We start from the raw sequence: 21,620 nt of genomic DNA, 5'->3' as shown, positions 1-21,620 counted from the left end.
ACGCCTCGTGGGCTTGAGCAATCCCGTAGGCCCGCACATTCGTCGTTGGCGAGAGGGATAGATGCGATGAGCAGCAACAGCTCCATGCGCCCCAGCCGGGAGATCGTCAACAGGGCGGACGGCAGCCGTCTGAGCGCCTGGGCGGAGAACAACACGTCACCTGGATCCGAGGTGATCACGACGCGTGCCTCCTCCTTTGACAGCAACCAGGTCACGCGGTGGAACCTGGAACGGCAGGATGGCGGTACCTGGTTGGTGCGCAACGCGAAGGACCCGGCCGTGTGCCTGCAGCTGGCGTCTGCCGCTGCGGTCGACGTAAAGGTGGTGCTGCAAAAGGTCACTGGTGACCTGGACCAGAGGTGGGAGTTCGTCCCAGAGCACACAGACTTGGACGCGGTGGTGGGGGATACCGGATGGTGGACCCTCAGGCCCGCGACGAACCGCAACCTGGCCGTCACGCAGGTCACTCTCGCAACGGGTGGCTGGTCTCACCTCGCGCTCTACCGAGCCACTGACAGTGCTGACCGGCTCTGGCACCACCAGGAGCCCGGCGCAGACTGGTAAATCTGGCTGGTGCGTCGGCTGGTCTCCTCACGCCTCACCCGAGCAACCGGCCGGCGACACCGCAAGCTCTCCCCAACGTCTTCTCCGAGGGAGCCACACGGGCTGCCTGCGGCTTCAGGTGACCTGGTCACTGCCGCGGGTGAGCCAGCCTTGGCGTCGGATGGTGAGAAGCGCGAAGGCGTCAAGAGTGCGGGAGAGGATGTCGATGGCGAGGAGCTTGAAGGCGAGGCCCCGCTGCCGGCCAGCGCGGTGCAGTGCACGGCTGGTGCGCAGGAGACGGCGGCCGAACCACCAGGCCAAGACCGCTGCCGGCGCGAGGAGCTCACCGGATAGTGCCAGCCAGATGAAGTAGGCCGTGCTGAGGGGGAAGCTCAGGCGCAAGACCGCCGATACGGTGATGCAGCGCGCGAGGTAGGGGTGCTGCCAGATCCATCCGCCGGACAGTGCGATCAAGTGCTCGCGCCAGCTGTTGCGTTGATGACGCAGTCTCTGGCGGACCAGGCCGCCGAGGGTGTTGGGATAGCGGGACCATACGTGTGCGTTGGCCTGCAGGACGGTCCGATAGCCGGCCCGCAGGGTCAGCAGGGAGAGCCGGGTGTCGTCACCGGGACCGCAGCGCACTCCAAGGAACGACTGATTCACCAGGCCAGGGCCGATCTGTTCCAGCACTGTGCGCCGATAGACGGCAGTGCGGCCTGGGAGGCACCCCAATGCTTGTCCCCGGACAGTCTGGGCCGCCATCACGGTGATCGGCCCTCGCCCGCGGCGGATTTCCTCCCAGAACGTATTCGGCTCCAGCACGAACGACTGGGTCGCTACTCCGCCGATCGTCGGGTCCACGAACGGTGCGCAGACGGTGGGCACAAGACCGCGGGCCCAGACCGTGTCGGAGTCCACCAGGGCGACGAGGTTCGCCGTGACCGCCTCCCAGCCGGTACACAGGGACCGGCGCTTGTCCCTGTCCGCCGTCACGATCACTCGTACGCCGTGCGCCCGCGCGACCTCAATGCATGCGGTGTCGTTTTCGTGGATCACACAGACGATTTCCGCCACGTCGTTGCCGGCCCACGAGCGCAGGGCCCGGCCGAAGAGAGCCGCGTCTTCCCGGTAGACGGGACACACCACGGCTACCGGTTCCCGATGGCCGCGCCGAGCGGGCCGGTACCGGCGGGCGGCTCGCAGACGACTGGCCCGTTCGACCCGGCCCAAGACCGCCAGCACGAGGACCGGAAGCAGCTCGACCGGCACTTGCCACGGCATCGCCATCGGTAACGTCAGGAAAGATCGTCCGGCATCGGATCCGCCATCCCTACCAGATTCCCGAAGCCGCAGCTGTCACTGTCGGCGAGCGTCAAGTCGTCGCTTTCCATGTCGAACAACAAGTAGCCCTCGTCCAGCTCATACGTCACTCGGCTGCGACCACTCACTATTCCTCCTCCTGGATCCGGACCGAACGCACCTCACGCCTCGTACCTCGAACAGGCAGGACGGCGGCCGTCCGCCCTAGCACTTCTCCCACGGACCCCGCTCGAATGCAATGCCGATGGCCACTCCGATTCGGAGCACCTTCGCAGGGCCTGTGCCGACCCGTCGGACAGTCCCCAGCGCCCTAGCGCGAAGAGAGGCAGTGCTCCGCGTACCGGGGCCGGCCTTCCACGGCGGCGCCGGTGCGCGGAGTGCTGCCAGGAGCGTCAGGGCACGGCAACCCGGCGCCCCGGGGTGGCATCACGTCTTCATTCCCCACCCAGCTTCTTGAACAGGTACACATCCTCGTGCCCACCGGGCACGCCCGGTACGCGGCCGACTTCGGCGTACCCGTGACGCTGGTAGAAGCCGGGGGCCTGGAAGGTGTACGAGGAGACGGTGGCGCGGTCGCAGCCGCGCCGCATGGCCTCGGCCTCGGCCGCCCGCAGCAGCTTGGTGCCCCAGCCGTCGGCGCGGCGGTCCTCGCGCACCCACAGCAGCTCGATGCCGCAGAGCCCGCCCCAGGTCCAGGCGGTCAGGCCGCCGATCAGCTGCCCGTCCTCGTCCGTCACCTTGACCGACAGCTCGCCGTGCTCGGCGCAGCCGGTGGCCGCGTCGTTGAAGGCGTCCAGCTCATGCTCCAGGCGTTCGGTGAGCGCCTCGTCGCTCCCGCCGACAGTCGGCACCGGCTTCTCTTCAGCAGTCATGAGCCGCAGTACGCGCACAAGTCGCCCTGAACACCATCGAGTTTCAAGAGGCCGGGGCAAGCCACACATTCGGCCACGCGCATCCTCGTGCGATCAGGCCGTCGACGCGGACGGCGGGCCGCGGTGGACGTGTCCGAAAGCCGGACGCCCGGCCTCCGGCAGAGCGGCGATGTCGCGACTTCGCCAGGGTGGCGCGTTCCCCCGGTGACCCGGCCCGGCCTGCCGGGCAGACCGGAATTTCCCACCCGGGCCCTGGTCGGATTACGGCCAGAAGAGGGTCGGCTGTTTTCGCGGGCTTGCCCGGGGCGGGGGCGGCGCGGGAATGCGGCCAGGTTGAACATTCGATATTTGAGGGGGACTCTGTCCCGAATGCTGCTGGCCCACGGCGAGGCCGGCCCCTAGGTTCGCGGTCGGGACGGAAGTCCCCGGTGAATTCCTGCACTGCGAAACCCGAGGAAGGGAAAGCAGCATGAGGAAAATCCAGAAGGCCGCCATCGCACTGTCCGCGGCCGCGCTGCTCGGCGGCGGCGTACTGGCCTCCGGAGCCCCGGCGGCGGCCGCGCCCACGGCTGACGTGTGGTACCAGTTCCAGAACGTAGCCACCGACCGGAACTTCGACTCCTACAAGGTGGACGTGCTGTATGCGTACTCGCCCGACGGAACCACTTCGCAGGAGTTCCGACTGCAGTCCGGAAAGCTTCCGGGCTATCAGATCGTGGACCGGCGCCACGGCAAGTGCGTCACGGCCAAGGGAATCAACAAGAACATCGCGCTAGAGAGCTGCAACACCAATCTCCAGGCGCAGTACTGGGACTTCAACGTGAACGACCAGGGCTCGGCCTTCCAGAGCCGTAAGTTCTCGCACGGCTGCATCCAGGACAACGGCCAGAACCAGCCGCTGACCCTCAAGACCTGCTCACGCGCCCCGGCCCAGCAATACCTGCCCCTCGCCGAGGGCGCCAGGAACGCACGCCGGTAACCGACCCGGGGGGATCAACGGATGAGCCCGGCGACGCACATCGCCGGGCTCATCACCTGCCGTGGACCCAGCCGCCCTGGGCCGTCCCCCTCAGCCCCACCGCCCCGTCCGCCCCAGCAGGAGCGCCGCTGCCGCCGTGCCGGCCGTCGAGGTGCGCAGGACGCTCGGGCCGAGGCGGTACGGGTGGGCGCCCGCTTCGGCGAAGGCGGTGAGTTCTTCGGGGGAGACGCCGCCCTCGGGGCCCACGACCAGGACGATGTCGCCCGTCGGGGGGAGGTCGGCGGTGGCGAGGGGGGTGCTGCCCTCCTCGTGCAGGACCGCGGCGAAGGCCGCGTCCGACAGGAGGGCGGCGACCTGGCGGGTCGTCATGAGGTCGGCCACGGCGGGGAAGCGCAGGCGGCGGGACTGCTTGCCCGCCTCGCGGGCGGTGGCGCGCCACTTGCCCAGGGACTTCAGGCCCCGGTCGCCCTTCCACTGGGTCACGCAGCGGGAGGCCGCCCACGGCACGATCGCGTCGACGCCGGTCTCGGTCATCGTCTCGACCGCCAGCTCGCCGCGGTCGCCCTTCGGCAGGGCCTGGACGACCGTGATGCGCGGCTGCGGCAGGGGCTCGGAGCGGACGGAGGTGACCGCGACGTCGAGGTGGTCCTTGCCCTCGACGGCGGCGACGGTGCCGTGGGCGCCCGTGCCGTGCCCGTCCGTCAGGACGATCTCCTCGCCCACGCGCAGCCGGCGGACCGAGACCGCGTGCCGGCCCTCGGGGCCGTCGAGGGGGAAGACGGTGCCGGGGAAGACTCCCGTGAGGGCGTCCTCTTCGACCAGGAAGACCGGCGCTGTCATGACGTACTCGCTCTCTCGCTGCAATGACTCGGCGGCCAGGTGACCTGGCCGCCCGGTGTTTCAGTGGCCCGACGCCGCCCGCGCCGCGCCCAGTTCGGCCGCCAGCAGCGCCACCAGCTCCGCCGCCGGAAGCTCCCGCGCCAGGCGGTGGCCCTGGCCGGCCCACAGGGCCATGGCCTGCGGGTCACCGGCCGCCGCGGCCGCCTTGCGCAGACCGGACGTCATGTGGTGGACCTGGGGGTACGCGGCCGGGGCGTACGGGCCGTGCTCCCGGATGAAACGGTTCACCAGCCCTCTGGCGGGGCGGCCCGAGAAGGCCCGGGTCAGTTCGGTCCGTACGTAGCGCGGATCGGTGAGGGCCTGCTTGTGCAGGGCGTGCGCGCCGGACTCGGGGCAGGGCAGGAACGCCGTGCCGAGCTGCGCGGCGCAGGCGCCGGCGGCGAGGACGGCGGCTATCTGCGACCCGCGCATCAGGCCGCCCGCCGCGACGATGGGCAGCGGCACGCTCTCGCGGACCTCGGCCAGGAGCGCCAGCAGACCGACGCCCGCGCCCGCGCCGTCCGCGTGCGGATCGTCGCGGTGCGTGCCCTGGTGGCCGCCGGCCTCCACGCCCTGGACGCAGAGCGCGTCCGCGCCCGCCTCCACCGCTGCCTGCGCCTCGGCGACGGACGTCACCGTCACGACGGTCACCGTGCCCACCCTCGCCAGGGCGTCCACCGCCGTACGGGCGGGACACCCGAAAGTGAAGGAGACGACCGGCACCGGGTCGTCGAGGAGGATGGCGAGCTTGGCGTCGTAGGCGTCGTCACAGGCCTGGTCCGTCTCCCCCAGCGGGGTCCGGTACCAGGCGGCCTCGCCCGCGAGCTGCTCGGCGTAGACCTCCACGGCCGCCGGGTCGGCGGCGGGCGGCTGCGGCATGAAGAGGTTCACGCCGAAGGGCCGGGCCGTACGGGCACGGAGCTGCTTGATCTCCTCGTACATGGCCGCCGGCGTCTTGTACCCGCCGGCCAGGAAGCCCAGGCCACCGGCGTCGGAGACGGCCGCGGCGAGCGAGGGGCAGGAGCCGCCGCCCGCCATGGGGGCTTGCACGATCGGATGCTCGAACAGTCCGGTGAACGGAGCCATGAGCACATCGTGTCACAAGCCCACCGGACGCCCGCTCAGGCGGACGCGAACGCCGGGCGGGCCAAAGAGATCCGGCCCGCCCGGCGTTCGGGAACGTCATCGCCCACGCGGCTACCGCCCGTTGAACGCATCCTTCAGCCGCGAGAACAGCCCCTGCTGCCCCGGCTTGAACTCGCCCATCGGACGCTCCTCGCCGCGGATCTTCGCCAGCTGGCGCAGCAGTTCCTCCTGCTGCGGGTCCAGCTTGGCCGGGGTGGTCACCTCGACGTGCACGATGAGGTCGCCACGGCCGCCGCCGCGCAGGTGGGTGACGCCGCGCTGGTGCAGCGGGATCGACTGGCCGGACTGCGTGCCCGGGCGGATGTCGATCTCCTCGACGCCGTCCAGCGTCTCCAGCGGCACCTTCGTGCCGAGGGCGGCGGCGGTCATCGGGATGGTGACCGTGCAGTGCAGGTCGTCGCCACGGCGCTGGAAGACCGGGTGCGGCGTCTCGTGGATCTCCACGTAGAGGTCGCCGGCGGGGCCACCGCCGGGGCCGACCTCGCCCTCGCCCGCGAGCTGGATGCGGGTGCCGTTGTCGACACCGGCGGGGATCTTCACGGTCAGGGTCCGCCGCGACCGGACGCGGCCGTCGCCGGCGCACTCCGGGCACGGGGTCGGCACCACGGTGCCGAAGCCCTGGCACTGCGGGCAGGGGCGCGAGGTCATGACCTGGCCCAGGAAGGACCGCGTGACCTGCGAGACCTCGCCGCGGCCGCGGCACATGTCACAGGTCTGCGCGGACGTGCCCGGAGCCGCGCCCTCGCCGCTGCAGGTCGTACAGACGACGGCCGTGTCGACCTGGATTTCCTTGGTCGTGCCGAAGGTCGCCTCGTTCAGGGTGACTTCGAGCCGGATCATGGCGTCCTGGCCGCGGCGCGTGCGCGAGCGCGGACCGCGCTGCGAGGCCTGGCCGAAGAAGGCGTCCATGATGTCGGAGAAGTTGCCGAAGCCGGCGCCGAAGCCGCCGGCGCCCGCACCCGCGCCGCCCGAGGAGGACAGGGGGTCGCCGCCGAGGTCGTAGACCTGCTTCTTCTGCGGGTCCGAGAGCACCTCGTAAGCGGCGTTGATCTCCTTGAACCGCTCCTGCGTCTTCGGGTCCGGGTTGACGTCCGGGTGCAGCTCGCGCGCGAGACGGCGGAAGGCCTTCTTGATCTCGTCCTGCGAGGCATCACGCCGTACGCCCAGGACCGCGTAGTAGTCCGTGGCCACTTACGACTCCGCCAGGATCTGTCCGACGTAACGTGCCACTGCGCGTACCGCTCCCATCGTTCCGGGGTAGTCCATGCGGGTCGGTCCGACCACGCCGAGTTTGGCGACGGCCTCGTCGCCCGAACCGTAGCCGACCGCGACGACGGATGTGGAGTTCAGTCCCTCATGGGCGTTCTCATGACCGATGCGCACGGTCATCTCCGAGTCCTTGGCCTCGCCGAGCAGCTTCAGCAGCACGACCTGCTCCTCCAACGCCTCCAGCACGGGCCGGATCGTCAGCGGGAAGTCATGACCGAAACGAGTGAGATTGGCGGTGCCGCCGATCATCAGCCGCTCCTCGGTCTCCTCGACCAGCGTCTCGAGCAGGGTGGCGAGAACCGTGGAAACGGTTCCGCGATCGTCCTGCTCGAAGGAGTCGGGGAGGTCCTGCACCAGCTGCGGCACATCGGCGAAGCGGCGTCCCACGACGCGGCTGTTCAGCCGCGCCCGCAGATCCGCCAGCGAGGTCTCGCCGAACGGCGCCGGGCAGTCGACCATCCGCTGCTCGACCCGGCCGGTGTCCGTGATCAGCACGAGCATCAGGCGGGCCGGGGCCAGCGAGAGCAGCTCCACGTGGCGCACGGTCGAACGGGTCAGCGAGGGGTACTGCACCACCGCGACCTGACGGGTCAGCTGCGCCAGCAGCCGCACCGTACGGGCCACCACGTCGTCCAGGTCGACGGCGCCGTCCAGGAAGTTCTGGATGGCGCGCCGCTCCGGCGTCGACAGGGGCTTGACGCCCGCGAGCTTGTCGACGAAGAGGCGGTAGCCCTTGTCGGTCGGGATGCGGCCGGCGCTCGTGTGGGGCTGGGCGATGAAGCCCTCGTCCTCCAGCGCGGCCATGTCGTTGCGCACCGTGGCCGGGGAGACACCCAGGCGGTGCCGCTCGGTGAGGGCCTTGGAGCCGACCGGCTCCTCGGTGCCCACATAGTCCTGAACGATGGCGCGCAACACCTCGAGCCTGCGTTCGCTCAGCATCGCGCGCACCTCCAGTCAGTGGTCCAGCCGTCTTACGGTCCTGCGGGTCTCACAGGGTCTTCACCCTTGGCACTCAAAGGTCACGAGTGCCAGAACCCTTCAGCCAGTGTACGGCCGGGCCCCACGGCCAGGGCAAGGGCCGTCCCCGCCGCGAGCCTCCCGCGCTCCTCCGGGCAGGCAACGGTACCGCTCTGCGGCTAGCGTCGCGGTATGGAGAATCACGGGGATCCCCCCGCCGCGGGGGCGCGCTGGGAGCGGCTCGCGCCGGGTGTCGTACGCCGCAGGCTGCCGGGCTGGGACGCGACGGTGGGCGCCATCGCGGGCGCCACGGGCGTCCTGGTCGTCGACACGGGCTCCTCCCTGCACGAAGGGGTGGAGATCCGCCGCGAGGTGCAGGACCTCTTCGCGCTGCCCGTGACGCACATCGCACTGACCCACCCCCACTTCGACCACGTCCTGGGCACGGCCGCCTTCGCGGGCGTGCAGGTGTACGGGGCGGTGGGCGTCGCCGAGGTGCTGCGGCGCGACCGCGACGAGCTGCGGTGGGACGCGGTACGGCACGGAGTGGAGCCCGACGTCGCCGCCGAGGCCGTCGAACTGCTCGTCCGGCCCGAGCACCCGGTCTCCGGCGAGCTGACGCTCGACCTGGGCGGCGGGCGGCGGGTGCTGCTGGCGAACGTCGGGCCGGGCCACACGGCGCACGACCTCGCCGTGCTCGTCCCCGGGACGGGCGGGGCGCCGGAGGTGGTCTTCTGCGGCGACCTGGTCGAGGAGTCCGGCGAACCGCAGGCCGGCCCGGACGCCCTGCCGCACGCCTGGCCGGGCGCGCTCGACCGGCTGCTCGCGCTCGGCGGCGACGACGCGCTGTACGTGCCGGGGCACGGCGCGGTGGTGGACGCCGCCTTCGTACGGCGGCAACGCGGCGTGCTGGCCGGGCGCTTCGGCGTGTCGTGAACCACCGTCGTGATCCACAATGGCCCGCATGCGCAGCAGCAGACAGTACGGCCCCGATCTGACGCCCCCGTGGAAGCGGAACACGCCGGCTCCCGAGGTGCCGGCCGAGGTGGACCTCGTGGTGGAGGAGGTCACGACGGGCTTCTGCGGCGCCGTGATCCGCTGCGAGAAGACAGCTCAGGGCCCGACGGTCACGCTCGAGGACCGCTTCGGCAAGCACCGCGTCTTCCCCATGGAGCCCCGCGGCTTCCTCCTGGAGGGGCGCGTCGTCACCCTCGTACGCCCGGCCCCCGCCTCGCGCACCCCGCAGGCCCCCGCCCGCACGGCTTCCGGGTCCATCGCCGTCCCCGGAGCACGGGCGCGCGTGGCACGCGCCGGGCGCATCTACGTCGAGGGGCGCCACGACGCGGAGCTCGTGGAACGCGTCTGGGGCGACGACCTGCGCATCGAGGGCGTCGTCGTCGAATACCTCGAGGGCATCGACGACCTGCCGGCCATCGTCTCGTCCTTCGCCCCCGGCCCGGACGCCCGTCTGGGCGTGCTGGTGGACCACCTCGTGCCGGGCTCGAAGGAGTCCCGCATCGCCGCCGGGGTGACCGGCGAGCACGTGCTGGTGGTGGGCCACCCCTACATCGACGTGTGGGAGGCCGTGAAGCCGTCCTCCGTGGGCATCTCCGCGTGGCCGCGGGTGCCGCGGGGGCAGGACTGGAAGACGGGCGTCTGCCGGGGCCTGGGGTGGCCGGAGAACACGGGCGCCGCGTGGCAGCGGATCCTCTCCGCCGTGCGGAGCTACAAGGACCTGGAGCCGCAGCTTCTGGGGCGCGTGGAGGAGCTGATCGACTTCGTGACGGCACCGGTGGAGTGACCAGGGGCTTTTCTCCCCGCCCCGCCCCTTCCCGCAACCGGGGCTCCGCCCCGGACCCCGGTCCTCAATCGCCGGACGGGCTGAATTGTTGCCCGGAACCGGGCCGGATTCGTGCCCGAACCGGCGCCAAATCCAGCCCGTCCGGCGTTTGAGGACAAGAAACGGTGAAAGGGCGGGTAGGGGACCCTCTAATCCACCAGATCCCGCACCACCGCGTCCGCCAGCAGCCGTCCCCGCAGCGTGAGGACCGCGCGTCCGGCCTCGTACGGGCCGGCCTGCAGCAGACCGTCGGCGAGCGCGCGGGCCGCCGCCCGCGCACCGGTCGGCCGGAGAAGATCCAGCGGGCACCCCTCCACCAGCCGCAGCTCCAGCAGGATCCGCTCCACGCGCCGGTCCTCGTCCGCCAGGACCTCGCGGCCCGCGCCCGGCGAGCGTCCCTCCGCCAGCGCCTGCGCGTAGGCGCCGGGGTGCTTGACGTTCCACCACCGCACGCCGCCGACGTGGGAGTGGGCGCCCGGGCCCGCGCCCCACCAGTCGGCGCCGCGCCAGTAGAGCTCGTTGTGCCGGCAGCGGCCGGCCTCGGTCGTGGCCCAGTTGGAGACCTCGTACCAGGCGAAGCCCGCGCCGGAGAGCTTCTCGTCGGCGATCAGGTAACGGTCGGCGTGCACGTCGTCGTCCGTCATCGGCACCTCGCCGCGGCGGATGCGCCGGGCGAGCTGGGTGCCCTCCTCGACGATCAGGGCGTAGGCCGAGACGTGGTCGGGGCCGGCGCCGATGACCGCGTCCAGGGAGGCGCGCCAGTCGTCGTCGCTCTCGCCGGGCGTGCCGTAGATCAGGTCGAGGTTGACGTGCTCGAACCCGGCCGCGCGGGCCTCGGCCACGCACGCTTCGGGGCGGCCCGGGGTGTGCGTACGGTCGAGGATCTTCAGGACGTGCTGCCGGGCGCTCTGCATGCCGAAGGAGACGCGGTTGAAGCCGGCGGCCCGCAGCTCCTCCAGATAGCGGGGGTCGACGGACTCGGGGTTGGCCTCGGTGGTGATCTCGGCGCCGTCGGCGAGCCCGAATTCGTCGCGGATGGCGGCGAGCATGCGTCCGAGGTCGGCGGCGGGCAGCAGGGTCGGGGTGCCGCCGCCCACGAAGACGGTCTCGACCGGGCGCGGGTCGTCGCCGAGCACCTTGCGGGCCAGGCGGATCTCCTCGGCGACGGTGTCGGCGTAGTTGTCGCGGGAGGCGAGCGCGCCGCCGGAGCCGCGCAGCTCACTGGCGGTGTAGGTGTTGAAGTCGCAGTAGCCGCAGCGGCTGGCGCAGTACGGGACGTGCAGGTAGAAGCCGAGGGGCCGCTGCCCGGAGCCGTCGAGGGCGTGGCGGGGCAGTGCCCCGTCCTCGGGCATGGGTTCACCATCGGGCAGTACGGAAGGCATGCGTTCCATTGTCCGGCATGGCGGGGATTACTCGGCCCGGAGCACCAGCAGCGCCAGATCGTCGTCCGGCGGGGTCCGTGAGAAGCCGTGGACCGCGCGCCGGATCCGCCCGGCGACGCCCTCGGCCGTCAGGCCCGTACAGCCCGCGAGGGCGGCGGCGAGGCCGTCCCCGTCGTCGAAGAGCCGGTTGCCGGACTTGCGCTCGGTGACGCCGTCGGTGACGCACAGCAGGGTGTCGCCGGAGGTCAGGTCGAAGGTCTCGCTGCCGTAGCCGACGTCCTCGACGACGCCGAGCAGCGTCTGGGGTGCGGCGGCGGACCGCACCGAGCCGTCGGGGCGCAGCAGCAGCGGCAGCGGGTGCCCGGCGCTGGCGAGGGTGCAGCGCACGCCCTTGCCGTGGGGCACGAGCTCGCCGTACAGCAGCGACAGGAAGCGTGGCGCCGCCCCGCTCTCGGCCGCTTCGGCGGCCTCCTCGCACACCAGCCGGTTGAGGCGGTCGAGGACGTCGGCGACGCCGTAGCCCTCCTTCGCCAGCAGGCGCAGCCAGGGACGGACGAAGCCGGTGGTCACGGCGGCCTCCGGGCCGCTGCCGCAGACGTCGCCGAGGGCGAAGCACCAGCGGCCGCCGCCGACGCCGAAGACGTCGTAGAAGTCGCCGCCCGCGGAGGCGTCGCCGCGGGGTTCGTAGACGACGGCCTTGTCGACGCCGGGGATCTCCGCGACGCCGCGGGGCAGCAGTCCGCGCTGGAGGATGCGGCTGATGGTGGCCTGGCGGGTGTACTGGCGGGCGGAGGCCAGGGCCTGGGCGACGCGGCGGGCGAAGTCCTCCACGAGGGAGGCGACGTCGCCGGCCATGGCGGCGGGGGCGCTGCGGCCCAGGAGCAGGGTGCCGATGCCGCGGCCGCCGGCGACGAGCCGGCAGGCCAGCGCGGTGCCGTCGACGGGGCCGTCCGGCCCGTGCGGGCCCTCCGGTGCGTGGGTGGTGTGCGGGCCGTCCGCCCGGCAGCGCCCGTACTGGCTCTGCGGCCAGGGGACGGCGCGGCCGGCGGCGGGCAGGACGGGCGGGGTCCGCTGGAGGGCGAGCCTGAGGGGTTCGATGCGGTTCTCGCGGGCGTGCCAGACGCGGGCGAGGCGGGGCACGGGCCGGATGGTGCCGGGGGCTCCCTCGACGTCGAGCCAGACGGCGCACCAGTCGGCGAGGCGGGGCACGGCGAGCTGGGTGGCGAGGGAGGCCACCATGTCCTCGTCGAACTGCCCGGCGAGCAGCTCGGACGCCTCGGCGAGGAAGGACAGGGCGCGGTGGTGGCTGCGGTCGCCGGCGCGGCGGCCGGCGGGCTCGGGGCGGGTGCCGGGGGCGAGGATCTCGGCGACGCGCAGGTCGCGCAGGAGTGCCTGTTCGGAGAGGGCGCTGTGCTCGGCTGCTGGGGACGTCGGCAGGTGGAACCAGACCGTCTTGTCCGTGCGCCGGTAGGCCGTGCCCCAGGTCTCGGCCAGCTCGGCGACGAGCCGCAGCCCCTGGCCCCCGTGCGCGGCGCCCTCGCGGTCGCCGGCGGCGGGGCGCGGGCAGGCCCGGAACTCGCGGGCGGGGTGGTGGTCGGTGACCTCCACGACGAGGCTCCCGCCGGGCGCCGGGTCCAGCCGGCACTCCAGGTCCACGGACGTGCCGGCGTGCACCACGGCATTGGTGACGAGCTCGCTGACCAGCAGCGTGGCATCGTCGGTGACCATGGCGTGGGCGTTCCAGCCGGCGAGCACGGACCGGACGAACCGGCGGGCGGCCGAGGGCGCGCGGGCGTCGCCGGGCAGGCTCGTACGGGCCATGGGCGGGCCGTCGGCGCCACCGGGGCCGGTCGTCGCACGGAGCCCACGGGCCGGTGTACGTGCGACCGGCCCGTCCTTGCCCGCGGTTGGTGATGTCCTCACGTGACGCTCCTGACCGCATACGGCATAGTGCGGAATTCACCAGGGCCAGAGTGACAGACCGTCTGCGCTCAGGGGCGAGGAGTGGGGTAAGTGAGCCTTACGAGTGGCCTCGCGCGGGGTCAGCCCTCCCGGGAGCCCTCGTACATCTCCTCGATCAGGCCCTTGTACTCGCGCTCGATGACCGGCCTCTTGAGCTTGAGGCTGGGGGTCAGCTCGCCGTGCTCGACGTCGAGGTCGCGGGGCAGCAGCCGGAACTTCTTGATGGTCTGCCAGCGCTGCAGACCCTCGTTGAGCTCGCGTACATAGCCCTCGACGAGCTCCTGGGTCTCGGGGGCGGCGACCACCTCCGCGTACGACCGGCCCGCCATGCCCCGCTCCTTCGCCCAGCCCAGGATCGCCGGGCCGTCCAGGGCGATGAGGGCGCTGCAGAAGTTCCGGTCGGCACCGTGCACAAGGATGTTGGAGACGAACGGGCATACGGCCTTGAAGCGGCCCTCGATCTCGGCGGGCGCGACGTACTTGCCGGCCGAGGTCTTGATGAGGTCCTTCTTGCGGTCGGTGATGCGCAGATAGCCGTCCGGGGAGAGCTCGCCGATGTCGCCGGTGTGGAACCAGCCGTCGGATTCGAGGACTTCGGCGGTCTTCTCGGGCTGCCGGTGGTAGCTCTCCATGACGCCGGGGCTGCGCAGCAGGACCTCCCCGTCGTCGGCGATACGGACCTCGGTACCGGGCAGCGGCTTGCCGACCGTGCCCGTGCGGTAGGCCTCGCCGGGGTTGACGAAGCTGGCGGCGCTGGTCTCGGTGAGGCCGTAGCCCTCGAGGATGTGGATGCCGGCGCCGGAGAAGAAGTAGCCGATGTCGGGGGCGAGGGCGGAGGCGCCGGAGACGCAGGCGCGCAGCCGGCCGCCGAACGCGTCGCGGATCTTGGCGTAGACGAGGGCGTCGGCGACGCGGTGCTTGGCGGCGAGGCCGAAGGGCACGGCCTTGCTGCCGGTGCGGCGGAAGTTGTCCTGGGAGACCTTGGCGTACTCGCGGGCCACCCCGGCGGCCCAGCGGAAGATCTTGTACTTGGCGCCGCCGGCCTCGCGGGCCTTGGCCGCCACGCCGTTGTAGACCTTCTCGAATATCCGCGGTACGGAGGCCATGTACGTGGGCCGGACGACCGGCAGGTTCTCGATGATCTTGTCGACGCGGCCGTCGACGGCGGTGACGTGCCCGACGCCGATCTGCCCGGCGGTGAGCACCTTGCCGAAGACGTGCGCCAGCGGCAGCCACAGGTACTGCACGTCGTCGGGGCGGGCGAGCCCGGTCGCCTGGATGGCGCGCGCCATGTACGACCAGGCGTCGTGCCGCAGCCGTACGCCCTTGGGGCGGCCGGTGGTGCCGGAGGTGTAGATGAGGGTGGCGAGCTGGTCGGAGCGCAGCGCCTCGACGCGCTCGCGGACGGCGTCGGGGTGCTGTTCCAGGTGGGCGGCGCCGCGCTGCTCCAGCTCGGCGAGGGAGATCACCCAGCCCTCGGGGTCGTCCTCGGCGGGCACGGCGTCGGCGGTCTCGATGACGACGACGTGCGCCAGGTCGGGCAGCTCCGCGCGGCGCTGCCGGGCCTTGGCCAGCTGGGCCGCGTCCTCGGCGACGAGGACCCGGCACTCGGCGTCGGAGAGCATGAAGGCGGTCTCGTCGGCGTTGGTGCTGGGGTAGACGGGCGTGGTGGCGGCGCCGGCGCACATGATGCCGAGGTCGGTGAGGATCCACTCCAGGCGGGTGGCGCAGGACAGCGCGATCCGCTGCTCGGGCAGGATGCCGAGGTCGATGAAGCCCGCGGCGATCGCGAAGACGCGGTCGGCGGCCTGGCGCCAGGTGAGCGAGGCCCAGGCGTCGGGTCCGCTGCCGGACGGCGACGGCACCGGGTGGCGGTAGGCCTCGGCGTCGGGTGTGGCCTCGACCCGTTCGAGGAACAGCGTCGCCACGGACGACGGCCGGTTCTCGATCAAAGCTTGTGTCTCGGTCACGGCATCCTCCGGGGCCCGCTACGTTGCTGGTGACTCGCGAGTAACCTTCCAAGCAGTGATCAGACTAGAGCCGAAGGGCCCATCGCGTAAGAGTCCCTGGCGGCCTATGAGAAGAGGCTGCGCAAAAGTGCCCGCCCCCTGACGGGAACGGGCACCTTGCCGACAGTGGATCAGGGCTACTTCTTGCCCTTCTCCCCGCCTTCGTCGCTGGACAGCACCGCGATGAAGGCCTCCTGCGGGACCTCCACGCTGCCGACCATCTTCATGCGCTTCTTGCCTTCCTTCTGCTTCTCCAGCAGCTTCCGCTTACGGGAGATGTCACCGCCGTAGCACTTGGCGAGGACGTCCTTGCGGATGGCGCGGACGGTCTCACGGGCGATGACCCGGGAGCCGATGGCGGCCTGGATCGGCACCTCGAAGTTCTGCCTCGGGATGAGCTCGCGCAGCTTGGCGACCAGCCGGACGCCGTAGGCGTACGCCTTGTCCTTGTGCGTGATCGCGGAGAAGGCGTCGACCTTGTCGCCGTGCAGCAGGATGTCGACCTTGACCAGGTCGGCGCTCTGCTCGCCGGTGGGCTCGTAGTCGAGCGAGGCGTAGCCGCGGGTCTTGGACTTCAGCTGGTCGAAGAAGTCGAAGACGATCTCCGCGAGGGGGAGGGTGTAGCGCAGCTCGACGCGGTCCTCGGAGAGGTAGTCCATGCCCAGCAGCGAGCCGCGGCGGGACTGGCACAGCTCCATGATCGCGCCGACGAACTCATTGGGCGCCAGCACGGTCGCCTTGACCACCGGCTCGTGCACCTCGGCGATCTTGCCCTCGGGGAACTCGCTCGGGTTGGTGACGACGTACTCGGTGCCGTCCTCCATCCGCACGTTGTAGACCACGTTGGGCGCGGTGGCGATGAGGTCGAGGCCGAACTCGCGCTCGAGCCGCTCGCGGACCACGTCCAGGTGGAGCAGGCCGAGGAAGCCGACGCGGAAGCCGAAGCCCAGGGCGGCCGAGGTCTCCGGCTCGTAGACGAGCGCGGCGTCGTTGAGCTGGAGCTTGTCGAGGGCCTCGCGGAGCTCCGGGTAGTCCGAGCCGTCCAGCGGGTACAGGCCCGAGAACACCATCGGCTTGGGGTCCTTGTAGCCGCCCAGCGCCTCGGTGGCGCCGTTCTGCTGGGAGGTGATCGTGTCACCGACCTTGGACTGCCGCACGTCCTTCACGCCGGTGATGATGTAGCCCACCTCGCCGACGCCGAGGCCGTCGGAGGGCGTCATCTCGGGCGAGGAGACGCCGATCTCCAGCAGCTCGTGGGTGGCGCCGGTCGACATCATCTTGATGCGCTCGCGCTTCTTGAGCTCACCGTCGACGACCCTGACGTACGTGACCACGCCACGGTAGGAGTCGTAGACCGAGTCGAAGATCATCGCGCGGGCCGGGGCGTCCTTGACGCCGACCGGGGCCGGCACCTGGGCGACGACCTTGTCGAGCAGCTCGTCGACGCCGACGCCGGTCTTCGCGGAGACCCGCAGCACGTCCTCGGGCTCGCAGCCGACGAGGTTCGCCAGCTCGGCGGCGAACTTCTCCGGCTGGGCGGCCGGCAGGTCGATCTTGTTGAGGACCGGGATGATCGTGAGGTCGTTCTCCATCGCCAGGTAGAGGTTGGCGAGGGTCTGGGCCTCGATGCCCTGGGCGGCGTCCACGAGGAGGATGCAGCCCTCGCACGCGGCCAGGGAGCGGGAGACCTCGTAGGTGAAGTCGACGTGGCCCGGCGTGTCGATCATGTTGAGGATGTGGGTGTTGCCCTTGTCCTCGGTAGGCGCCCAGGGGAGACGGACGGCCTGGGACTTGATCGTGATGCCGCGCTCGCGCTCGATGTCCATCCGGTCGAGGTACTGCGCACGCATCTGCCGCTGGTCGACCACGCCGGTCAGCTGGAGCATCCGGTCGGCGAGCGTCGACTTGCCGTGGTCGATGTGCGCGATGATGCAGAAGTTACGGATCAGAGCCGGGTCGGTACGGCTCGGCTCCGGCACGTTGGTAGGGGTCGCGGGCACGCAGGATCCATTCGGTGACTTCGGCGTTTGAACGCTGGTCTCGGCGGGAGTCGGGTATACGACCTCACCATGGTCCCATGACCGGCGGGTACGGTCCGGTTTGGGAGGCCGGAGGGCGTACTGGTAGCCTGGTCCACTGTGCCTGTCGTGCCTCTCACACGTACACGGCACTATCGAAATCCAATCGAACCTGAAAAGGCTCTTTCGTGGCGAACATCAAGTCCCAGATGAAGCGGAACAAGACCAACGAGAAGGCGCGCCTGCGTAACAAGGCCGTCAAGTCCGAGGTCAAGACCTTCGTCCGCGCGGCCCGCGAGGCCCTGGCCGGCGGCGACGCCGAGAAGGCCACCGCCGCCGTTGCGCTGGCCGGCAAGAAGCTCGACAAGGCCGCCAGCAAGGGCGTCATCCACAAGAACGCTGCCGCCAACAAGAAGTCTTCGCTGGCCCAGCAGGCTGCCGCTCTCAAGGGCTGAAGCCGCTCCGGGGCATGAGCCCCGGTTCCTCGCCGGCACGGACCCAGCGGCCCCTCTACCGCTCCGGACCGGCACCCCGCCGCACTCGGTCGTTCGCCACGCGGGTGCGGCACGAGCCTGACGGCTCACTCGACGATCCCAAGGCCCCGGCCGCCCTTCCCCAGGGCGGCCGGGGCCTTCGGACGTTCCGAGGCCGGCCGGCCGGACGGACGCAGGAAAAACAACGAGGGCACAGCCCACAGTGGCCGGGGGGCGGGGCGGGATCGGTGAGAGATCCGCTCAGGAACGGCTGCGCGCCGCCCGGGCCACGGCCACCACGGCCTTCTCCAGGGCGTACTCCGGATCGTCCCCGCCACCCTTGACCCCGGCATCCGCCTCCGCGACGGCGGTCAGCGCCGCGGCGACGCCGTCCGCGGTCCAGCCCCGCATCTGCTGCCGCACCCGGTCGATCTTCCAGGGCGGCATGCCCAGCTCCCGGGCGAGATCGCCGGGGCGGGCCCCCCGGGGGGCCGAGGCGAGCTTGCCGATGGACCGGACGCCCTGGGCCAGGGCACTGGTGATCAGGACGGGGGCGACGCCCGTGGACATGGCCCAGCGCAGCGCCTCCAGGGCCTCCGCCGCACGGCCCTCCACGGCCCGGTCGGCGACGGTGAAGCTCGACGCCTCGGCACGGCCCGTGTAGTAGCGGGCGACGACGGCCTCGTCGATGGTGCCCTCGACGTCGGCGACGAGCTGCGCACAGGCGCTCGCCAGCTCACGCAGGTCACTGCCGATCGCGTCCACCAGGGCCTGGCACGCCTCCGGCGTCGCGGAGCGGCCGGTCGCCCGGAACTCCGAGCGCACGAACGCCAGGCGGTCGGCCGGCTTCGTCATCTTCGGGCAGGCGACCTCGCGGGCCCCGGCCTTCCGCGCGGCATCCAGCAGACCCTTGCCCTTGGCGCCGCCCGCGTGCAGCAGGACGAGCGTGATCTCCTCGGCGGGGGCGCCGAGATAGCCCTTCACGTCCTTGACCGTGTCCGCGGACAGGTCCTGGGCGTTGCGGACGATCACGACCTTGCGCTCGGCGAACAGCGACGGGCTGGTCAGCTCGGCCAGCGTGCCGGGCTGCAGCGCGTCGGAGGTGAGGTCCCGCACGTCGGTGTCGGCGTCGGCGGCACGGGCGGCCGCCACCACCTCCTGCACGGCGCGGTCGAGGAGGAGATCCTCCTGGCCCACGGCGAGCGTGACGGGGGCGAGCAGGTCGTCGGTTGCAGTCTTCCTGGCCATCGCGTCCAGCATCCCATGCGCCAGTGACACTCCCCCCTCCGCGGCCGGCGCGGCATGCCGCACAATGTGCGGGTGAGCAGCGCTTTCCCCCATTCCAATGCGTCAGATCCCGTACGACACCTCCTGGTGCTCCCCGACCGCGACGCCGCCGGCGAGGCCGCGGACGAGGCCTCCGAGCGCTTCGGCCTCGACGAGGAACCCCAGATCGTCCGCGAGGCCCTCGCCGGCGAGGACGACGCCGAGGACGCCCAGTGGCTGGTGGTCCTGGAGGACCCGGACGGCGAGCTGGACGCCGCCGCGCTGCGCGAGCTCGCCGAGGAGTACGACGGCTGGCTCGAAGTGGGCTGACCCACGCCCTCCCGCAGGCAGAACGGCACGCTCCCCGCGCTTCCCCGCAGACACGACCGCCCCGGTGGCGCCCGGCCGAAAGACGCCACCCCGGCGGACACGGCCCCATGGCGCCGCCGCCCGCGACGCCCGCGTCTGCCCGTCACGGCCGTCGCGGTGCGGGTCACCGCGATCGGACCGTCGGTGTCGGTGCGCAGGACCGTCGCACCCTGCGCCGCGAGGGCCGCGACCGTACGGGCGGCCGGGTGACCGTAGGGGTTGCCGGCGCCCGCCGAGATCAGGGCCAGACGGGGGCGGAGGGCCCGCGCCAGCTGGGGGTCCTGGTAGGCGGAGCCGTGGTGGGCGACCTTGAGGACATCAACCGCCGGCCACCCTGGGCGGGACTCCCACAACTCCTGCTGGGCGGGCGGTTCGAGGTCGCCCAGCAGAGCGAGCGTCAGACCCCCCGTGCGCACGAGGAGGGCCACACTGGCGTCGTTGGGCCCCTCCTCCGCGACCGCGGACGTCCCGGCGGGCGGCGGCCACAGCACCTCCCAGGACAGCTCCCCCAGATGCCGCCGCTCCCCCGGCACGGCCTCGACGACCGGCACCCGCGCGCGCTCCGCCTCCCGGCGCACGAACGCGGCCTGACCGGCCGGCTCGGCGAGCGGAGTCGTCTCGATCACCCCGACCGCCCGCCCGCGCAGCACACCGGACAGGCCGTCGACGTGGTCCGCGTGGAAGTGGGTCAGCAACAGGAGCGGCACCGTCTCGACGCCCAGCTCGCGCAGGCAGCGGTCGACCGCCCGCGGCTCCGGGCCCGCGTCGACGACCACGGCGGCGCCCGGACCGGCCGCCAGGGCCAGGGCGTCTCCCTGGCCGACGTCGCACGCGACCATCCGCCAGTCGGGTGGCGGCCAGCCCGTGACCGCCCGCGTCAGCGGCACCGGACGGACGATCGCCAGCAGCAGGAGCAGGGCGCAGCCCGCGCAGGCCCAGGGGCGGCGCAGCACGGGACGGGCGGCGAACACGACGACCGCCGTGGTGGCGGCCAGCGCCAGCCCGCCGGCCGGGCCACCCGGCCAGTCGGCCTCCGCCCCGGGCAGTCCGGCCCCCGTCCGGGCCACGGTAGCCGTCCAGGAAGCGGGCCAGCCGGCCAGCCACGCGAGGCCCTCCGCGACGGGCGGCGCCACGGGCGCGGCGGCCAGTGCGGCGAAGCCCAGCACGGTGGCGGGGGCCACCGCGGGCCCGGCGAGGAGATTGCACGGCACCCCCACCAGGCTCACCCGGGCCGCCAGCACCGCGAGGACCGGCGCGCACACCGCCTGCGCCGCCCCCGTCGCGGCGAGGGCCTCCGCCGGCCGTGGCGGCACCCCGCGCCGCCGCAGCGCCGCGCTCCAGCGCGGAGCGAGGGTCAGCAGAGCACCGGTGGCCAGGACCGAGAGCAGGAAGCCGTAGCTCCGGGCCAGCCACGGGTCGACGAGCACCAGCAGCAGCGTGGCCGCCGCGAGGGCGGGCAGCAGGCTGCGGCGCCGGCCCGTGCCGATCGCCAGCAAGGTGATCAGGCCGCACACGGCGGCCCGCAGCACGCTCGGATCGGGCCGGCACAGGACGACGAAGCCGAGCGCGACCGCGCCGCCGAGCACCGCCGTCAGCCGCAGCGGGATGCCCAGCCGCGCGGCGAGCCCCCGGCGCTCGGCCCGTGCGGCGAGATGCGGCGGCCCGATGAGGAGAACGAGCAGGACCGTGAGATTCCCCCCTGACACGGCCAGCAGGTGGGTCAGGTCCGTGGCGCGGAACGCTTCGTCGAGATCCGGCGGAACACGGGAGGTGTCCCCCACCACCAGCCCCGGCAGCAGCGCCCGGGCGTCCGGGTCCAGTCCGTCCGTGGCGGCCCGCAGGCCCGCGCGCAGCCGGCCCGCCGCCCGCTGGAGCGCCGAGGGCCCGCCGACGACCCGTGGTCGCTCCTGGCCGTCGACCCGCACGACGGCCGCGACGCGGTCCCCGTCCCGCGCCGGCGGGGCGAGTGCGCCCTCGACTCTCAGCCGGGTCGACGGCAGCAATCCCAGCCAGGATTGACCGGCGATCAGCAGGACCGGCGTGCGGATCCGCGTGCGGGACCCGCTCTCGCCCGGAGGGGGCAGGGCCTCCGTCGCCTCCGCCTCCACGACGACGGCCGGGGCCGTGCGCACGGAGCCGCGCACCCGCTGCCGCGTGGCCCGCGGGTCCCCGGTGACGGTCACCTCGACGGTGGCCCGCTCGTACCGCCGCGCCAGCTCCGGCAGCGGCCCGCGCCGCGTGTCCGCCCCGGCCAGGGCGCCGGCCGCCGCGCCCGCGGCAGCGCACAGCAGCGCCGCCGCCACCGCGACGGCCACCGCCGCCCCGGCGGTACGGCT

At 72.4% G+C, this 21,620-nt stretch carries 18 protein-coding genes and 1 pseudogene; 6 read left to right on the top strand and 13 right to left on the bottom strand.

Annotated elements, in window-relative coordinates; genetic code table 11:
• Window positions 1-66 precede the first annotated feature (66 nt).
• Window positions 67-564, top strand: a complete 498-nt coding sequence (locus ABZ956_RS17485; protein WP_361893700.1) for a hypothetical protein — start codon at window positions 67-69, stop codon at window positions 562-564.
• Window positions 565-678: 114 nt separating this feature from the next.
• On the opposite strand, the gene ABZ956_RS17480 is transcribed toward ABZ956_RS17485, so the two are convergent.
• The 3 genes from ABZ956_RS17480 to ABZ956_RS17470 all read right to left on the bottom strand — a co-directional run bounded on the left by ABZ956_RS17480 (window position 679) and on the right by ABZ956_RS17470 (window position 2,735).
• Complete coding sequence (locus ABZ956_RS17480; protein WP_361893697.1) at window positions 679-1,812, bottom strand: glycosyltransferase; 1,134 nt, start codon at window positions 1,810-1,812, stop codon at window positions 679-681.
• Between the two features lie 26 nt (window positions 1,813-1,838).
• Window positions 1,839-1,991 carry a hypothetical protein gene (locus tag ABZ956_RS17475; protein ID WP_361893694.1) on the bottom strand — a complete coding sequence of 51 codons (153 nt, stop codon included), beginning with the start codon at window positions 1,989-1,991 and terminating at the stop codon, window positions 1,839-1,841.
• Between the two features lie 306 nt (window positions 1,992-2,297).
• Window positions 2,298-2,735, bottom strand: coding sequence for a GNAT family N-acetyltransferase (locus ABZ956_RS17470; protein WP_361893691.1), 438 nt, complete (start codon window positions 2,733-2,735; stop codon window positions 2,298-2,300).
• 469 nt (window positions 2,736-3,204) lie between these two features.
• Here ABZ956_RS17470 and ABZ956_RS17465 point away from each other — a divergent pair, with 469 nt between their 5' ends.
• The gene (locus ABZ956_RS17465) at window positions 3,205-3,714 is read left to right on the top strand and encodes an RICIN domain-containing protein (RefSeq protein ID WP_361893689.1); all 510 of its coding nucleotides are present in this window, start codon (window positions 3,205-3,207) and stop codon (window positions 3,712-3,714) included.
• Between the two features lie 90 nt (window positions 3,715-3,804).
• On the opposite strand, the gene ABZ956_RS17460 is transcribed toward ABZ956_RS17465, so the two are convergent.
• From ABZ956_RS17460 to hrcA, 4 genes are all read right to left on the bottom strand, one after another.
• On the bottom strand, window positions 3,805-4,554 hold the full coding sequence (locus tag ABZ956_RS17460; protein ID WP_361893686.1) for a 16S rRNA (uracil(1498)-N(3))-methyltransferase: 750 nt from the start codon (window positions 4,552-4,554) through the stop codon (window positions 3,805-3,807).
• 60 nt (window positions 4,555-4,614) lie between these two features.
• Complete coding sequence (locus tag ABZ956_RS17455) at window positions 4,615-5,679, bottom strand: nitronate monooxygenase (protein ID WP_361893683.1); 1,065 nt, start codon at window positions 5,677-5,679, stop codon at window positions 4,615-4,617.
• A 111-nt stretch (window positions 5,680-5,790) separates the two neighbouring features.
• On the bottom strand, window positions 5,791-6,930 hold the full coding sequence (dnaJ, locus tag ABZ956_RS17450) for a molecular chaperone DnaJ (protein ID WP_361893680.1): 1,140 nt from the start codon (window positions 6,928-6,930) through the stop codon (window positions 5,791-5,793).
• Complete coding sequence (gene hrcA / locus ABZ956_RS17445; RefSeq protein ID WP_361893677.1) at window positions 6,931-7,947, bottom strand: heat-inducible transcriptional repressor HrcA; 1,017 nt, start codon at window positions 7,945-7,947, stop codon at window positions 6,931-6,933.
• 210 nt (window positions 7,948-8,157) lie between these two features.
• Between hrcA and ABZ956_RS17440 the strand changes: the two genes are divergently transcribed.
• Entirely contained in the window at window positions 8,158-8,901 is a 744-nt protein-coding gene (locus tag ABZ956_RS17440; protein ID WP_361893674.1) for an MBL fold metallo-hydrolase, read from the top strand.
• Between the two features lie 28 nt (window positions 8,902-8,929).
• Entirely contained in the window at window positions 8,930-9,766 is an 837-nt protein-coding gene (locus ABZ956_RS17435) for a DUF3097 domain-containing protein (RefSeq protein ID WP_361893671.1), read from the top strand.
• Between the two features lie 188 nt (window positions 9,767-9,954).
• Here ABZ956_RS17435 and hemW read toward each other — a convergent pair whose 3' ends face one another.
• From hemW to lepA, 4 genes are all read right to left on the bottom strand, one after another.
• Window positions 9,955-11,187: a radical SAM family heme chaperone HemW gene (gene hemW, locus ABZ956_RS17430; RefSeq protein WP_361893669.1), complete on the bottom strand. Its 1,233-nt coding sequence runs from the start codon at window positions 11,185-11,187 to the stop codon at window positions 9,955-9,957.
• Between the two features lie 27 nt (window positions 11,188-11,214).
• Window positions 11,215-13,008, bottom strand: coding sequence for an ATP-binding SpoIIE family protein phosphatase (locus ABZ956_RS17425; RefSeq protein ID WP_361893920.1), 1,794 nt, complete (start codon window positions 13,006-13,008; stop codon window positions 11,215-11,217).
• Window positions 13,009-13,229: 221 nt separating this feature from the next.
• On the bottom strand, window positions 13,230-15,119 hold the full coding sequence (locus ABZ956_RS17420) for a long-chain fatty acid--CoA ligase (protein WP_361893666.1): 1,890 nt from the start codon (window positions 15,117-15,119) through the stop codon (window positions 13,230-13,232).
• 176 nt (window positions 15,120-15,295) lie between these two features.
• The gene (lepA, locus tag ABZ956_RS17415) at window positions 15,296-17,158 is read right to left on the bottom strand and encodes a translation elongation factor 4 (protein WP_361893663.1); all 1,863 of its coding nucleotides are present in this window, start codon (window positions 17,156-17,158) and stop codon (window positions 15,296-15,298) included.
• A 206-nt stretch (window positions 17,159-17,364) separates the two neighbouring features.
• Here lepA and rpsT point away from each other — a divergent pair, with 206 nt between their 5' ends.
• Complete coding sequence (gene rpsT, locus ABZ956_RS17410; protein WP_361893660.1) at window positions 17,365-17,631, top strand: 30S ribosomal protein S20; 267 nt, start codon at window positions 17,365-17,367, stop codon at window positions 17,629-17,631.
• A 279-nt stretch (window positions 17,632-17,910) separates the two neighbouring features.
• Here the strand turns inward: rpsT and holA are convergent, their stop codons facing one another.
• Window positions 17,911-18,897: a DNA polymerase III subunit delta gene (gene holA, locus ABZ956_RS17405; protein ID WP_361893657.1), complete on the bottom strand. Its 987-nt coding sequence runs from the start codon at window positions 18,895-18,897 to the stop codon at window positions 17,911-17,913.
• 54 nt (window positions 18,898-18,951) lie between these two features.
• Between holA and ABZ956_RS17400 the strand changes: the two genes are divergently transcribed.
• Window positions 18,952-19,245, top strand: coding sequence for a hypothetical protein (locus ABZ956_RS17400; protein WP_361893917.1), 294 nt, complete (start codon window positions 18,952-18,954; stop codon window positions 19,243-19,245).
• 164 nt (window positions 19,246-19,409) lie between these two features.
• On the opposite strand, the pseudogene ABZ956_RS17395 reads toward ABZ956_RS17400, so the two are convergent.
• A pseudogene (locus tag ABZ956_RS17395) lies at window positions 19,410-21,509 on the bottom strand (ComEC/Rec2 family competence protein); the annotation flags it as partial.
• Window positions 21,510-21,620 lie beyond the last annotated feature (111 nt).

Origin of the sequence: Streptomyces sp. NPDC046261, assembly GCF_040646235.1 — a bacterium.
Classification (GTDB): domain Bacteria; phylum Actinomycetota; class Actinomycetes; order Streptomycetales; family Streptomycetaceae; genus Streptomyces.
Note: the sequence above shows the minus strand (reverse complement) of the source record. Positions and strands in the feature narration are given on the sequence as shown.